This is a genomic window from Robertmurraya dakarensis (assembly GCF_900156875.1).
Classification (GTDB): Bacteria; Bacillota; Bacilli; order Bacillales; family Cytobacillaceae; genus Robertmurraya; species Robertmurraya dakarensis.
This window is the reverse complement of sequence record NZ_LT707409.1, coordinates 2,379,930-2,395,999: the sequence shown is the minus strand read 5'-3', so window position 1 is coordinate 2,395,999 and position 16,070 is coordinate 2,379,930. Positions and strand designations below refer to the sequence as shown.

15 protein-coding genes are annotated in these 16,070 nt (G+C 39.4%); all 15 read left to right on the top strand.

The features are described from left to right. Positions 1-6: 6 nt before the first annotated feature. The 15 genes from CZ487_RS20480 to minD all read left to right on the top strand — a co-directional run bounded on the left by CZ487_RS20480 (position 7) and on the right by minD (position 16,002). Positions 7-1,176 carry a hypothetical protein gene (locus CZ487_RS20480; protein ID WP_077214135.1) on the top strand — a complete coding sequence of 390 codons (1,170 nt, stop codon included), beginning with the start codon at positions 7-9 and terminating at the stop codon, positions 1,174-1,176. Positions 1,177-1,247: 71 nt separating this feature from the next. Beyond that, positions 1,248-2,387 carry a type IV pilus biogenesis protein PilM gene (gene pilM / locus CZ487_RS20475; RefSeq protein ID WP_077214134.1) on the top strand — a complete coding sequence of 380 codons (1,140 nt, stop codon included), beginning with the start codon at positions 1,248-1,250 and terminating at the stop codon, positions 2,385-2,387. A gap of 36 nt (positions 2,388-2,423) precedes the next feature. Continuing rightward, a complete protein-coding gene (locus CZ487_RS20470; protein ID WP_077214133.1) occupies positions 2,424-2,984 on the top strand; it encodes a hypothetical protein in 561 nt (186 codons plus the stop codon). Further along, positions 2,981-4,546 carry a hypothetical protein gene (locus tag CZ487_RS20465; protein ID WP_077214132.1) on the top strand — a complete coding sequence of 522 codons (1,566 nt, stop codon included), beginning with the start codon at positions 2,981-2,983 and terminating at the stop codon, positions 4,544-4,546. The genes CZ487_RS20470 and CZ487_RS20465 overlap by 4 nt, the downstream gene beginning before the upstream one ends. A gap of 34 nt (positions 4,547-4,580) precedes the next feature. Next, positions 4,581-6,245 (top strand): GspE/PulE family protein, encoded by a 1,665-nt coding sequence (locus tag CZ487_RS20460; protein WP_077214131.1) that lies wholly within the window; start codon positions 4,581-4,583, stop codon positions 6,243-6,245. A 20-nt stretch (positions 6,246-6,265) separates the two neighbouring features. Beyond that, positions 6,266-7,324, top strand: a complete 1,059-nt coding sequence (locus CZ487_RS20455) for a type IV pilus twitching motility protein PilT (RefSeq protein ID WP_077214130.1) — start codon at positions 6,266-6,268, stop codon at positions 7,322-7,324. A 24-nt stretch (positions 7,325-7,348) separates the two neighbouring features. After that, positions 7,349-8,566, top strand: coding sequence for a type II secretion system F family protein (locus tag CZ487_RS20450; RefSeq protein WP_077214129.1), 1,218 nt, complete (start codon positions 7,349-7,351; stop codon positions 8,564-8,566). Between the two features lie 152 nt (positions 8,567-8,718). Beyond that, entirely contained in the window at positions 8,719-9,804 is a 1,086-nt protein-coding gene (locus CZ487_RS20445; RefSeq protein ID WP_077214128.1) for a hypothetical protein, read from the top strand. Positions 9,805-10,230: 426 nt separating this feature from the next. Continuing rightward, positions 10,231-10,803, top strand: a complete 573-nt coding sequence (locus CZ487_RS20440; protein ID WP_077214127.1) for a Maf family protein — start codon at positions 10,231-10,233, stop codon at positions 10,801-10,803. Positions 10,804-10,859: 56 nt separating this feature from the next. After that, the gene (radC, locus tag CZ487_RS20435; protein WP_077214126.1) at positions 10,860-11,549 is read left to right on the top strand and encodes a RadC family protein; all 690 of its coding nucleotides are present in this window, start codon (positions 10,860-10,862) and stop codon (positions 11,547-11,549) included. A 183-nt stretch (positions 11,550-11,732) separates the two neighbouring features. Further along, positions 11,733-12,755 (top strand): rod shape-determining protein, encoded by a 1,023-nt coding sequence (locus CZ487_RS20430; protein ID WP_077214125.1) that lies wholly within the window; start codon positions 11,733-11,735, stop codon positions 12,753-12,755. A gap of 122 nt (positions 12,756-12,877) precedes the next feature. Further along, positions 12,878-13,759: a rod shape-determining protein MreC gene (gene mreC, locus CZ487_RS20425; RefSeq protein WP_077214124.1), complete on the top strand. Its 882-nt coding sequence runs from the start codon at positions 12,878-12,880 to the stop codon at positions 13,757-13,759. Beyond that, on the top strand, positions 13,756-14,274 hold the full coding sequence (gene mreD / locus CZ487_RS20420; protein WP_077214123.1) for a rod shape-determining protein MreD: 519 nt from the start codon (positions 13,756-13,758) through the stop codon (positions 14,272-14,274). The genes mreC and mreD overlap by 4 nt, the downstream gene beginning before the upstream one ends. A 242-nt stretch (positions 14,275-14,516) precedes the next feature. Then, positions 14,517-15,197, top strand: a complete 681-nt coding sequence (minC, locus tag CZ487_RS20415) for a septum site-determining protein MinC (RefSeq protein WP_077214122.1) — start codon at positions 14,517-14,519, stop codon at positions 15,195-15,197. Between the two features lies 1 nt (position 15,198). Further along, positions 15,199-16,002: a septum site-determining protein MinD gene (minD, locus tag CZ487_RS20410; protein WP_077214121.1), complete on the top strand. Its 804-nt coding sequence runs from the start codon at positions 15,199-15,201 to the stop codon at positions 16,000-16,002. Positions 16,003-16,070: the final 68 nt, after the last annotated feature.

Genomic DNA, 16,070 nt, shown 5'->3' with positions numbered 1-16,070 from the left:
AAATTCATGAGGAAAATAAAAGTTGAACTGAATGAACGTGGTGCGGCAATATTAATGACCTTATTCTTGGTTTTGTTTGTAACTATCGTAGGTGTTTCCTTATTGAATACAACATTCTATGGAGAAAAAAATAATATCGCTACAATCGCAGATCAACAAGAGTTTTACCGCCTTGAAGGTGCATTAGATCTAATGATTTTTCAAATGAACTCTTTTGAGCATCATACAGGTAGGTATCTGATGTATCAGGATGGCACTCCGGTGCTTGATTTAAAGGGTAATCGTATTCAAATAATTGAAAGCGGTCCTTATTATTATCTTAAGAATGACAATACAAAGATAGCAGAATTTACGATTGATGGTGATAAAGTTGTCGTTAGTATAACTGATATCAGACATCAAGGATTATCTGGAGATAATAAGTTAAAATATGAGTATACGTTAGTGGCGAAGTATAAAACAATGCCTCACTTATCGAGAGAGGTCTCTCTGACCGCGATTGCAGAGAACAAATCTAGTGTATTGCCGGTCACGTATGAAGATGCTGATGATGATGACGACTCTGGATCAGGTGAGTCAGATTTCCCTGGGGAACCTGGAGACAGAATTATATTTACGAATTTTTCAAAAGTAAATGGGGCGAAAGCTGATGACTGGAGTCCGATTACAAGATATAGCTCTTTAGGTTTTACTAAGTTTAAGGATTATTATCAGTTAGAAGAGCCTAAAACCAAAAATCCTGGAAGTAACGTATCGGATACTATTAATTGGGAAGATGGTTCTAATGAAAAAATTAAATATTTTAATAGTTTAAGTGCAAGTGGCAACGATGTTGATATCCTGATTCCTGATGAATATTTGGCATATGCAAATACAGTTGATATATCTGGTTGTGGCAATAGTGGCAAACTTAGAATTAGTGGTGTACTAATAGCAAAAAGTATATCAATCTCAGGAAATTGTGAGTACGAGTTAGCAGGTGGAATGATAGCTGAAAATATCACTGTCACGGGTACACCTACTATAAAGGTAAGTGGTGATGGCTTCGACTCGGGTGGTGGAGCTGGTGGATATATCCCGAAACCACCAGCCCCTATATATAATATACCGGAGTCTACTTTTAACCAATGGACTTCAGGAATCTCAGAAATTACTAATATGGAAACAAAAAGATAACACTATTTTAACAATCACTTTTTATTTAAGGGAAAGGTTAAAATGAAAAGCACTATGTAGGAGGTGACCATATGCTTCGCAACAAAACATACTCAGGAATTGATTTCCACGATAGATCATTATCCTTTGCAACGATAAAGTTGGAACGAGGATTGCCTGTTTTGCAGAATGTTTTTAAACAGGAAGTCGATGAGAATCTTTTAGCTGGCGGCCGGCTTGCGCAAATGGACACGGTTGAGAGTTCTTTAGAAGATGCAGTAAAGAATGGAAAACTAACAAAGCAGGTGCATTTGGCGATTCCAACGCAAAGTATTCTGATTCGTAAAATCACCTCTTTGCCTGATATCGCTGAGCCTGAACTGGCCAAGCTGCTTCAGTTTCAAGTTGGTGAAAGCATCCATTTGCCTTTTGAAAATCCGATTTATGACTTTGTGAAAATCGGGTCGATTGGTCCGAAAACACTTGATCCGAAAATCGGGTTAGAAGAAGAGGAAGAATTAAGTTTAGATGACCTGGCCAAAGGGATTGAAGAGAACATCGAAGGTCCAAAAAGTGAGGTGCTGCTTTTTGCCACATCCCAATCTCTATCAAAGGATTTAATGGATGTGTGTACAGATGCTGCTTTGAAGCCTTTGACCGCCGAGATTCGTGCATTAGCACTTCAGCGGCTGCTTTCCTACGTACATCCTCATTGGCTGAAGGAAACCGATATGATTATTGACGTTTCTGAGGACTCTGTAGATATTCATATTTTCAAAGACGGAATCGTTGTTTTTTCGAGAATGATGTCGATCAATCAGATTGATTATTTACTAGCGCCAGACAATAAGCAAGAAAGCGAATTTTTACTTTTGGATGAGGATTTCTCTCTGGAGGCGCAAAGTGAGGCTGCTGCAGCAAAAGAAGGGTCAAATAATGTAAGTGATGAATCGTATGTAGAGCAATTAATTCTGGAAATTGAAAGAGCGCAAAACTTTTTTCATTATTCATTAAACGAAAGAAATAGTCAATTTAAAAGATTTATTGTTACTGGTGAGTTTGCTGATAGAATTTATAAGCCGTTGAAGGCTCGGTTTGATGCAGAGGAAGTTGTCCGTATTGATTACAGCTCTATCCTTGCTGAGAATTTTGGTGACCATGATCAGTTAGATTCATGCAGTGTCGCAATTGGATTGGCGATGCGCGCTCATGAAAAAAGCAAGAAGAAATAAGGTTGTGTAACAGCTGCGTAAGAATGGGGGCCTACCGTGGAGATTAGCATCAATCTATTACCTCAAAATAATAGTAGAAAAGAAAAAAGATCGGTCTATCTTGTACCTGTACTAGGAATAGTAACAGCTTTAGGAACAGCCTCATTTCTAATCTATCAATATTTTGATACAAAAAACACCGTCGAAGTTTTATCCGAGACCATCGCTGCTCAAACGGCAAGCCGTGATGAATCCTTAACACAATACAGGGAGGAAACGGCCGGAGTGACGGAATTTAACTTTACTGATAAATACAAGCATTTGCATCAATTTTTAAATAATCTCTATGAAAATACGATTGAACTTCAAGGTGAAGTCTATAAGCTGCTTCCGGCTTCAGCAGAGGTGAATACTTATACTTATTCTAATAATGGGGATCTTTTCATGACTGTTACGTTCGATTCGAAAGGGGACTCTGCTCTATTTCTTCATCGTCTTCTTCAAGCAGAATTTGTGATCGGAGCTGTATTAGAATCTATCTCAGCTGAGGAAGAAGAAGTGGCTTATGAAGCGCAATATACAATCAAGCTGAACACAATAGCGGGTGAGAAAGAATGACGAAACTGTTTGAACAAAATAAAAACATGATTTTAGTCATCGTTCTGGTCTTATTTTTGTTATGTGGAATTTTTTACTGTTTTATGGTACGCCCGCTGGCAGCAGAGAAAGAAAATATGAGGCAAGAATTAAATCGAATAAATGAAGATGCAGTTTTTTATCAAGAATCAATCGATCATTTATTACCGCAAACATTTACTGAAGAAGAAGCAGAAGAACTGATTGGCAGCATTCCAATAGAGCCGAATGTGGAAGAAGTTATTAAGGACTTAGAAAGAACCGAATTAGAAACAGGCACGGTTATAGACCATATAGCAGTAAGTAATTATCCTTTTGAAGAAATTGATAATACCGAGGTTGACAACCAAACTGAAGAATCATTGAATTTGGGACAATGGGGACATCTTTTTCCGAGTGAATTGTCAGAGAAGGTCGAGCATTTATTAACGGAAGTCAGTGATCTCAAAGTGTCTTATGTCGAACTGGCGGTAGACATTAATGGAAAACAAGAGGATGTTAATAAATTTGTTAATAAGCTGGAAAGTTTACAAAGAATTATTCATGTGCAGGGCTTTGATTATTCCATTAATGAGGAAAAAGATAATCTTCTCGAAGGAATTGTCACGATTCGAGCCTATTACAGTGAGGATTTCGCCAATCTGATTTATGATGATCCAGACTTTGAGCTGGATTATGAATTTGACCCTGCGAAAATTAAACGGTATATAGAAACAGAAAATACTTCGGACCCTTCAGGCAGTGTTGATTCTAATAACACAGAAAGTTCGGCTGATACTAGTAATAGCCCAGCTAATAGTAACAGTTCAAATAACAGTGAAGGTACTAGCAGTAATGGCATTACAGCAAACCCTGAATTAAATGAAAGTGAAATGAACACACCACCGCCACTTGGAAATAACCTCGGTCTTGATTACTATGGTCCAGAAATGAAAATTGATGAAATCAAACCAGGTGACCCTGTGTTTCATGTCGTCCAAACGGGTGCATATACGTCATCGAATTATTTGTTTTTAGCAGCTCAAAGACTAACGCAAATAGGAGTATATCCTAGAATCATAGGAGATCGTTTGAGTTATATTTACACTGCAACAGACAGCTCTATTGCGTCTGCACAGAAAATAGTTGATCTTTTAAAAAGTCAAGGCCACGATTCATATGTGAAAACATTGCCATACCGTTTAACAGTGGGAGATACAAATATGCTTTTAACAGAAGCGGAGAATGTTGTAAGCAGTATTACTACCATCATAACAGAAGGAATTACTCAAGCTAATCCGGCTATTAAAGAGGATCAGTACCAAGTTGTCGCTGCGCAAATGAAGGCCTATCAAATGAAGGTTGAAGAATATTTGAAAGTTAGCACGAATGAAGGACGAAACCTTGAGCTTCAAGAAACAGTTAGACTATTAAATGAGATTGATGAGCTATTGCTTGAGTACAAAAATAATAAAAAGATAGAAACTCTATGGGAAGCGGAAGCCTTAATGCTTGATTTTCTATTAATTTTTAACAGCTATATTCCCGTGAATGTAAAAGGATAATAGTGCAGGATTCTTCCAATTGGAGGGAAATGAAATGATACAAAAGCGGAAACGATTAGGAGACTTGCTTGTAGAAGCTTCCCTTATCACTGAGAATCAGCTTATGGAAGCATTGCAAGAGCAAAAAAATACAGGCCTCCGGCTGGGGGACCAGTTGACCTCCATGAATATCGTCAGTGAGCAGCAAATTATTGAGGTGCTGGAATTTCAACTAGGGATACCACATGTTGATTTATACAAACAAAAGGTTGATCGAAAGTTAGTGAATGTCATAAGCGAGGAGCTTGCTAGAAGGTATCAAGTCCTTCCTCTAAAAAAATCAAATAATCGCTTGATGGTTGCTATGTCTGATCCGCTTGATTATTTTGCGCTGGACGAACTGCGCTTGAGCACCGGATTTGAGATTGATCCGGCGATTGTAAAGAAGGATGAGCTGCGTCTCGCGATCAATCGTTATTATGGCATGCAAAGATCGATTGATCAGATGATCGAAGAAATGCCGACGGGTGATGATGAATTTGATCTCCTGGATGCGCCGCAATCCGATGATTCGGCCGTTGCAAAAATGGTGAATCAGCTGATCAACCAAGCCGTTCAGGTTGGGGCAAGTGATATTCATATCGATCCGCATGAAACGGAGACGGTGATCCGTTTTCGTGTCGATGGAATTCTACGAACTGAACGGACATTACCGATAAAAATGAACAGCGTTTTAGTCTCCAGAATTAAAATCATGTCGCGCTTAAACATTGCGGAAAAAAGATTGCCGCAGGATGGCCGTTTTAAAATGGAATTTGAAATCAAAACCATTGATCTTCGTATTTCTATTCTTCCGACTGTTTTTGGAGAAAAAGTCGTCATGCGTCTTTTAGATACAGCCAGCGTTGCATTAGGACTTGAACAGCTGGGCTTCTCTGAGGAAAATGATGAGAAGTTCAAAAAGATGATTCACCATGCTTATGGGATTATTCTCGTGACGGGTCCGACTGGTTCAGGGAAATCAACGACCCTTTATACGGCTCTTCAATATTTAAATTCTGATAAAGTAAATATTATTACAGTTGAAGACCCTGTAGAATATCAAATCAAAGGAATTAATCAAGTCCAAGTGAAACCGAATATTGGAATGACCTTTGCTGCCGGCTTGCGTTCAATACTCCGTCAAGACCCTGATGTTATCATGGTCGGAGAAATCCGTGATTCAGAGACAGCCGAAATAGCCCTTCGCTCTGCGATGACTGGTCATTTAGTGCTGAGTACCCTTCATACAAATGATGCAGTGAGTGCAATCAGCCGTTTAATTGATATGGGAGTGGAGCCTTTCCTTGTTTCCTCATCATTGGTGGGGGTGCTCGCACAACGATTGGTCCGTAAAGTCTGTCAGAATTGCGTAGCCACCCATCATTTGACGGAAGAAGAACGGGAGCTTTTTACCTCAAGAGGTCTTCCTATTTCTGGAATTGTAAAAGGAACAGGCTGTTCATATTGTAACAGTACTGGTTATAAAGGGCGCATGGCCATTCATGAGCTTGTGCTGATTGATGATACATTAAGGGAAATGATTACGAAAAAACAGGCTGATACTTTTTATCGGCATTATATTGAAGAATTAGGATTTAAGGACATGATGGACGATGGCCTCATGAAGGTTTCTCAAGGTAAGACAACTTTAGAGGAAGTTTTCCGCGTCACAGTTTAATTTAGAAGGGACAAATAGCAATGAGTACACAAAGTACATTGACTATGGAAAAATTATTGCATTTCGCTTTTACTAATAAGGCCTCTGACTTGCATATTTCAACTGGAATCACCCCGGTGTTGCGCATCAACGGCCAATTGAAGAAAGTAGGAACGGAGAGTCTATTACCTGAGGATACCCTTAGATTGGCTAAGGAAATTACAACAGAAGGGCAGTTCGAGAGGATCCAGCGGGAAGGGGAGCTTGACTTTTCCTATTCACTTCAAGGAATATGCCGATTTCGTGTGAATGTCTTCCACCAAAGAGGCTCAATCGGGATTGTCTGCCGGGTGATTAATAGCAAAATTCCGACATTGGAAAATTTAAACCTTCCGGAGATAACAAAAAGATTTGCAAAGCAAACGCAGGGAATTCTTCTTGTCACAGGTCCGACTGGTTCGGGGAAATCTACTACTCTAGCAGCAATTATTGATTATATTAATGAAACGCAAAGTAAGCATATTTTGACATTGGAAGATCCGATTGAATATCTTCATAAACATAAAAATAGCATTATTAATCAACGTGAAATCGGTCAAGATAGTCAATCCTTTGGGGTAGCCTTGCGTGCGGCTCTTCGTCAGGACCCTGATGTGATCCTTGTCGGAGAAATGCGCGACCTTGATACGATTCAAACCGCAATTACGGCTGCAGAAACAGGACACTTAGTTCTAGCGACACTTCATACAACCGGAGCGGCGCAAACCATAGATAGAATTATTGACGTATTCCCTGGAGAGCATCAGCAGCAAATCCGAACGCAGCTTGCCAGCACATTAGTAGGTGTAATGTCACAGCGTTTATTGCCGACAGCAGAGGGCGGAGGACGCGTGGCGGCACTAGAAATTCTAGTAGCCAATCATGCGATTGCGAACTTGATTCGTTCTAATAAAATACACCAAATTCAAACGATCTTGGAAACAAGCCGGGCTTACGGAATGCAAACGATGAATCGTGCGATAAGCGAGTTAGTTCATAATGGAATCATCACCCGAGATGTTGCAGATGAGCATGTACCGAATTGGGACAAACATGAATGAAATTGATTGAAAGGAGGGGTGTGAATGATTTATCAATATAAAGGGATTGACGCGCGTACTGGGAAAGAAGTGAAAGGAAAGCTGGATGCCTCGTCAAAAGGAGCTGCGATTGAAGATTTAAAGAGGAAAGGTTTCTATATTTCTGAAATCGTTGAGAAAAAAGAGTCCATTCTCCATAAGGATTTGAACATTACGCTTGGTAAACCGGTAAAAAACCAAGATTTCGTTGTGTTTTGCCGACAGCTTGCTACATTGTTAAATGCGGGAACACCGATTGTAGATTCAATAAAATTGTTATCTGACCAGGTTTCTTCTAAACCATTTCAGAAGGCGCTGAATGCTGTTTATCTTGATGTTCGTTCAGGAACCTCCTTTTCTGATGCATGTAAAAAATACCCAAAGATTTTTGATAAAGTCTTTGTAAATATGGCACTTGCAGGAGAAACAAGCGGTGATCTTGAAAGGGTAATGGATCGTTTGGCTGTCTTTTACGAAAAGGAACATAAAGTAAGAGAAAAAGTGAAGTCGGCAATGATGTATCCGATCGTAGTCTCGATTGTGGCTATAGTGGTTGTGATTATCTTACTTACAAAAGTGCTGCCAAGTCTATTAAATAATCTTTTGTCAGTAGGCGGGGAAATTCCTTTGCCAACTAAAATGGTTATTGCGCTATCAGATTTTATGATAGGGCAATGGTATATCTTAATGATGATTGTTTTGCTTCTGGTGTTGGCTTATATAGCGATTAAGCGAAATCCTAAGGGACAGTATATGCTCGATTATGTGAAGTTAAAAATGCCTGTATTTGGTGTTTTAAACCAAAAACAAATTATTGCGAGGATCACGCGGACGATGGCTTCGCAGTTTGCCTCTTCTGTACCGGTTCTGCAAACGTTGACGATGAGTGCAGAGGTTGCGAACAATTTAGTTTTTGCTAAAGTACTAGAACAGTCCCGGGAATCTCTTCGCGGAGGCTCAAGCTTATCTTCACCACTTGCTCAAAGTTGGGTTTTTCCAAAATTAGTAAGTCATATGGTAGCCGTAGGAGAAGAAACCGGTCAACTAGATACGATGCTTGGGAAAATAGCTGATTTTTATGAAGACGATGTTGATCAGATGGCATCCCGCCTAAGTGCAATCTTAGAGCCGTTAATGATTGCGATTCTTGGTGGAATAGTTGGCTTAATCGTGCTGGCGGCAATGCTTCCGATGTTCTCAATCTATGGAAACTTCAATTCATGATTACAGGAATACGAAATCCAATGAGCTTTTTAACTCTAGTAAAAAAATTGACGAAATCATTCTATAACAAGACGACAAAAGTCTTGTTATTTTTTTTGTTCACTATGATAGGATATAACCAACTTTCAATAGGAACGAAAGGAGGACTATCATTGGACAAGCCGAAGGATTTTAAGACGATTACGATAAAGATTAACGGGAAACAACGATCACTTCAGGAACCGAGTTTAAACGACATAGAACAGGAAACACGTAAACGTGAAGAAAAGACAGTCATTCCTGATGATAGGATAGAAGAATTATCCCAGAAAGAGACGGCCGCTGCAGAAGAAGCAAAGGACGATGCATTCGATTGGATCTTGCCTGAAGAAGTAGAGAGGTTTGAAGAGAAAAATGATTTTAAAAGCGGCAGCAAGCCCAAAAAAGAATCGAAGAAAATAGGGATGAAGGGAGCTGCGGCTGTATTTAAGAAGTCGAATAAAAAAGGCGTTATTCCCTCTATCTTTTTCACGGTGTTTTTTGCGGTCTTATTGGGAACCACTTTCGGGGTTATGCTGTTAAAAATGGTTATTTCGGATGGTGTTGTTGAAATGGCTACAGCAGAGCCAACTGAAGAGACTCCTGTTACAGACGTGACGACTCCTTCTGGAAATATTGCCATGGATATTCCTGCTTTAACAGCTTATATGGTTCAAGGTGGAGTCTTTTCTACTCCAGAATCGGCAGCACAGGAAGCGGCGGTGATGTCAGAAAAGGGTGTTCCAACAAAGGTGCTTCAAATCGAGGGTAAAAATTATATCTACCTTGGTCTAGCAGATAATTTAGAAAGTGCAAAAGCAATTGGACAGGAGCGGAAGAATAGTGGAGTGGTAGTAGATGCTTTTGCGAAGGAAGTCGTATTTTCTGGTTCAAATTTAACCAATCTAAATGATTCTGAGAAAAAACTGTTAGAACAGGCGCCTCTAATATATGAAGCGATTCTAGCCGCTAGCACTAATGCATCTAGCTCTAACAGCATCTCCAATGAAGATATGGATAATATTGCAAAGCTATCCTCATCATGGCAGGAAATAAAGGGTGTAGAAAAAGAAGAACTTGCTCAATTAAAAAAAGAGATGGATGGAGCTATTAGCGGAGTAAATGCTTATCGTGAAGGTTCGAAAGCCTCGGACCTTGTCTCCATTCAACAGCATTTATTAAATTTCTTAGCAGTCTATCATACTTTATCCCACACTTAACAGGCAGTAAGACTCCGACCAGACATCTGAGAATAAATAGAGGAGATCAACTGCCAGTAAAGGTCCGGTAAGTTCAACTAACCATCAGTGGCTGAAAGACATCACTGGTGGAAGTTTCACTTTATAATTTTGTCACAATAAGAATATTTTCTGGGAAATAACACGAAACTAGAGGAGTCTGTCTCATAATTTTCGACAGGCTCCTTTTGTGGCGGATATATTATTAAAAATATCGGTGAAATTAAGGTGTTTTTCACGTTATTTATATTATTTAACGAAACCTTCTAGGCAGGTATGACGTCTATTAAAAGGATGAAAAAAATTGCGAAATTTGTCTAATAGAAAATTGTTTGTTCGGGAAAAATTTGGTACGATTAATTTGTATCTTCCCTTTTCTGATACAAACGGTAAGGTCAGGTGATTGATATGCAAACCCTCATATTAGCCTCTTCTTCTCCACGACGAAAAGAACTTCTTGAAAATTTAAAACTGCCTTTTGAAGTCTTCAGTAGTGATGTGGATGAAAGCTACAATCCAGAATTAACTCCAGAAGAAATTGTAATGGAACTAGCACTTCGAAAAGCTAAATTTGTTGCTGAAAAGCATCCATCTGCCTATGTCATTGGCTCAGATACCGTCGTGGTGGCAGATGGGCAAGTACTTGGGAAACCAGAAAATACGGATGAAGCTGTTAGTACGTTAAAAAGCTTATCTGGCAGAACCCATGCGGTGTACACAGGTGTTTCAATTTTTACTCCAACGGAACATATTGAATTTTATGAAAAGACCGAAGTTGTGTTTTGGGATTTGACCGATGATGAAATCAATGGATATGTTGCGACTGGGGAACCATTCGACAAGGCTGGAGCATACGGAATCCAAGGTTTCGGAAGTATGCTCGTCAAAAAAATTAACGGTGATTATTTCTCAGTCGTTGGTTTGCCTGTTTCGAAAACGGTCCGAATGTTGAAAAAGTTGGGATATCAAGCTCCATATTAATGTTGAAACATCTATAGGAAACAGCCCAGCACAACGGTACTCAAGGAGGAATATCGTTGCAAACGGAAACATTAATGATACGTGATTTCCCTGAGGATGAACGCCCTAGGGAACGTTTCGAGCAAAATGGACCTGAAAGTCTATCGAATCACGAATTACTTGCGATACTGTTGCGCACTGGAACAAAGGAGGAATCTGTTCTGCAGCTTGCAAACCGGCTTCTGACAACCTTTGAAGGTTTAAGACTTTTAAAAGATGCGACTTTAGATGAAATGACCGCTATAAAAGGAATAGGTAAAGCGAAAGCTATACAAGTGCTGGCTGCTGTGGAGCTTGGAAGAAGAATCTCAAATTTAGCTTATCATGATCGTTATGTAATCCGTTCTCCGGAGGACGGAGCAAATTACATGATGAATGATATGAGATTCTTAACACAAGAGCATTTTATTTGTTTGTATTTAAACACGAAGAATCAAGTCCTTCATAAAAAAACCATTTTCATTGGCAGTCTGAATGCATCGATCGTGCATCCACGCGAAGTATATAAGGAAGCTCTCCGCCGTTCAGCTGCTTCAGTCATATGTCTTCATAATCATCCTTCCGGCGACCCCACACCGAGCAGAGAGGATATCGAGGTAACGAAAAGATTAGCAGAGTCTGGCAGGATTATCGGCATAGACTTATTGGATCACTTAATTATAGGAGAAAACAAATTTGTGAGCCTAAAGGAAAAAGGTTATTTATAGTACTATGATTTTAAAAAGTGATAAGCTATAATATAGTTTGTGAATTTTGAGCTTCTGATCATGAACGTAACTTGCTGCAAGATGTAGTAAAGTCTTAAGTTAATCTGAAAAAGAAACCGCCACGGTAAGATAGAATAAAAGAACCAGATCTATATGATTCGTATCAGAAAGGGAGATACATGAATGTTTGGAATAGGAACAAGAGACCTTGGTATTGATTTGGGTACGGCAAATACCCTTGTATATGTAAAAGGAAAAGGAGTTGTCGTCCGGGAGCCTTCAGTTGTTGCTCTGCAAACAGATACTAAGCAAATCGTTGCAGTTGGGAACGATGCGAAGAATATGATTGGACGAACTCCAGGAAATGTAGTTGCCTTAAGGCCGATGAAGGACGGAGTAATCGCCGATTATGAAACGACAGCGACAATGATGAAGTACTATATAAAAGAAGCTGTTAAAAGTAAGAGTTTATTTGCCGGGAAGCCTTACATAATGGTCTGTGTTCCTTCAGGAATAACTGCTGTAGAGGAGCGTGCGGTTATTGATGCAACTCGTCAAGCAGGAGCTAAGGATGCTTTCACGATTGAAGAGCCTTTTGCTGCAGCGATTGGAGCAAACCTTCCAGTTTGGGAGCCTACGGGAAGCATGGTTGTTGATATAGGCGGGGGAACAACTGAGGTAGCGATTATTTCACTAGGCGGAATTGTTACAAGTCAATCTATCCGAATTGCAGGGGATGAAATGGATGAAGCCATCATTAATTATATTCGCAAAACGTATAATTTAATGATTGGTGATCGAACGGCTGAAACAATTAAGGTAGAAATTGGAAGCGCGGGCAGTCCCGAAGGTATTGACAATATGGAAATTCGCGGAAGAGACTTGTTAACGGGACTTCCAAAAACGATCGAAATCTCCGCGGAAGAGATTGCAAAGGCATTATGGGATACTGTGTATTCGATTGTGGATGCAGTAAAGGCAACTCTAGAAAAGACCCCGCCAGAACTTGCTGCTGATATTATGGACAGGGGAATTGTTTTAACAGGTGGAGGTGCTTTACTTCGAAACCTTGATAAGGTGATTAGCGAGGAAACCAATATGCCTGTATTAATTGCTGAAAATCCATTAGATTGTGTAGCTATTGGAACTGGAAAAGCACTCGATCATATCGATCTATTCAAAAATAGAGCTAAAGAATCACGCTAGAAGTGGACGGGGACCAGAGGAGGCTTACGATTTTTTCTAAGCTTCCTCAACTATTTTTTATGTTATACATATATTGTCCTACTAAATTGAAACCGGTAAAATAAAAATTGAGGTGTAAGAGTGTGCCACAATTCTTTTTGAATAAACGCCTGATTATTTTGCTTGTCAGCATTATTATTCTCGTGGCATTAATAGGATTTTCTATAAGAGATCGAGAACAATTAACTTGGCCTGAGCAATTTCTGAAAGATACAACGGGCTGGGTACAGAATGTTTTTGCAAAGCCCCAGCAATTTGTAGTGGGAATCTTTGAAGATGTTCAGGACTTGCAAAATACATACAAAGAAAATAAAGAGCTTAAGTCTCGCTTAGATAATTTGGCAAAGCTTGAGGCTGATGTACAGCAGCTTACGAAGGAGAATGAAGAGCTTCGTGAGTTGATTGATGAAAAAGAAACATTGCGAGATTATACACCGATATCCGCAACGGTTATCGGCAGAAACCCCGAACGCTGGCATGAATTATTAATCATTAATAAAGGAAAAGTTCATGGGATTGAACAAAATATGGCTGTTGTGACAGCAAATGGATTGATTGGAAAGGTGAAAAGTACGCAGCAATTTACTGCAACGATTCAGCTTTTAAGTGCAAATGATCCAACAAATCGTATTTCAGCGGAGATCCAAGGGGAAGAATCAGTTTATGGAACAATCGAAGGATATGATGGGGATCGGGAACTTTTAAAATTAAAACGTATTCCGAAGGATGCAAAAATCGTAGAGAAACAGAATGTCATTACTTCTGGACTAGGTGGTATTTTTCCTGAGGGACTGCCGATTGGAAAAGTGGTAGACGTTGAACCAGATGAATTCGGACTAAACCAAACGGCATTTATTGAACCAGGAGCAAATTTCTATGATATCAAGAATGTAATCGTGGTTAAAAGAGAGATGATAAAGCCAGATCTTAGTGAAATGATTGATGATGAGGAGGAGGAACTGTGAGAAGATACCTCCTTCCCCTGCTATTTATTTTCTTTTTTATATTCGAGAGTACCTTTGTCGAATTGCTTCCGAAGCAGCTTTTTCAAAGTGATATGATTCTCGTGCCGCGTTTCTTGATTATTACCATTCTCTTTATGACAATCTACGGTGGTAAAAAACAAGGCATTATCTATGGGTTCATCTTTGGGCTGTTATTTGATGTGGTTTATACGGAAATTATTGGGATCTATCTGTTTATGTTTCCGCTTGTCGCCTACATTATCTTTAGTATGATGAGAATTTTTCATTCAAACATTGTGGTTGCATCCATTGTTTCGCTCTTAGGAGTGAGTTTGCTTGAGCTTGGTGTATATGAATTGAATTACTTAATTAAGGTAACGGATATGGACTTTTCAACGTTCATCGAAATTCGCCTGCTTCCAACGCTGGTTCTTAATTTAATTTTTCTTGTCTTGCTGGCATACCCAATCAAACGCCTGTTTGAAAAGCATGCAGAAGAATTGAAAAATGAGTAAGTACCTTATTCTTAAGTGAAAAAGAGGATTTCTACCTGTGTTTGTCGAATTGCAGTACTGTAGTAAAATACTTTTTTAGCAAACAGGCTTGTAAGCTGTTCCGGTGCCTAACTCCGGACTCTGCTTTCCTTCGGTTGGTGTCGTCTATAGATGTAGAACTGAACTTCATCATCCATTTGGCCTCCCGGGTGTACGTCTGGGGAAAGGAGTCCTATGCTTTTCTATGAGGTGAACATCTTGAAATGAAGAAAACACAGAATGTATTAATAAAAGGAACAAAAGATGGATTGACTTTACATTTAGACGACCAGTGTTCCTATACGGAGCTTAAAAGGGAACTGAATGATAAGCTTTCTGAAAGTTCCCGTTTAAATGAAGAAAGTCCTCTTATTACGGTGAAGGTAAAAATTGGAAATAGATATTTAACGGATGAACAAAAGGAAGAATTACACGAATTTGTCCGCCAAAAGAAAAATCTTGTTATTGACTCAATTGAATCAAATGTACTAACAAAGTCAGAAGCAGAACGGATGAAGGCAGAAAAGGAGATTGTTTCTGTAGCAAAGATCGTCCGTTCCGGTCAAGTGCTTGAAGTGCCTGGGGATTTATTACTAATTGGAGATGTGAATCCTGGTGGAACAGTCGTAGCCGGAGGAAACATTTTTGTGATGGGATCGCTGAAAGGGATAGCTCATGCAGGGGCAGGCGGGAATACAAATGCAATCATATCTGCATCTGAAATGATGCCTACCCAGCTTAGAATCAGTCATCATATTAATCGTTCTCCTGATATTAAAGAAGACGTTGAGAAAAAAGATATGGAATGTGCATACATTGATCAAAATGATCAAATTGTGATTGATAGATTACAAGTTTTAATCCATCTACGACCCAATTTAACGACATTAGAAGGGGGAAGCTAAAGTGGGGGAAGCAATTGTAATTACATCGGGAAAAGGCGGAGTTGGGAAAACAACAACTTCCGCTAATATTGGTACAGCTTTGGCTCTTCAAGGAAAGCGCGTTTGTTTAGTAGACACAGATATAGGTTTGAGAAATTTGGATGTTGTCATGGGACTTGAAAATCGGATAATTTATGATCTTGTTGACGTTGTGAATGAGAGATGCAAAATTCATCAGGCGCTCGTAAAGGACAAGCGGTTTGATGATCTTCTATACTTATTGCCTGCTGCCCAGACAAGTGATAAAACGGCTGTACAACCGGAACAGATGAAAAAACTAGTCGATGAGCTAAAGCAAGAATATGATTATATTATTATAGATTGCCCAGCAGGAATAGAACAAGGTTATAAAAACGCTGTAGCAGGGGCAGACAAGGCGATTGTCGTGACAACGCCAGAGGTTTCTGCCGTTCGTGATGCTGACAGAATTATTGGTCTTCTTGAAAAAGAAGAAGGGGTTGAGCCGCCAAGGTTAGTCATCAATCGTATACGTAATCATATGATGGAAAACGGTGACATGCTTGACGTTGATGAAATTACCACCCATTTATCGATTGATTTAATTGGGATTGTAGCCGATGACGATGAAGTGATTAAGGCTTCAAACCATGGGGAACCTATTGCGTTAAATCCTAATAGCAAGGCCTCCATTGCTTATCGAAACATCGCAAGGCGTATATTAGGAGAATCTGTTCCACTACAGGTTCTTGAAGAGAAACAAAAAGGTGTCTTCTCAAAAATTAAAAAGTTTTTTGGCGTTAAATAAAACCAGGGATCCCTGGTTTTTTTTATGCCCATTTTTTAGTGTCCACACCGAAAAGACTCTGTCTTTCT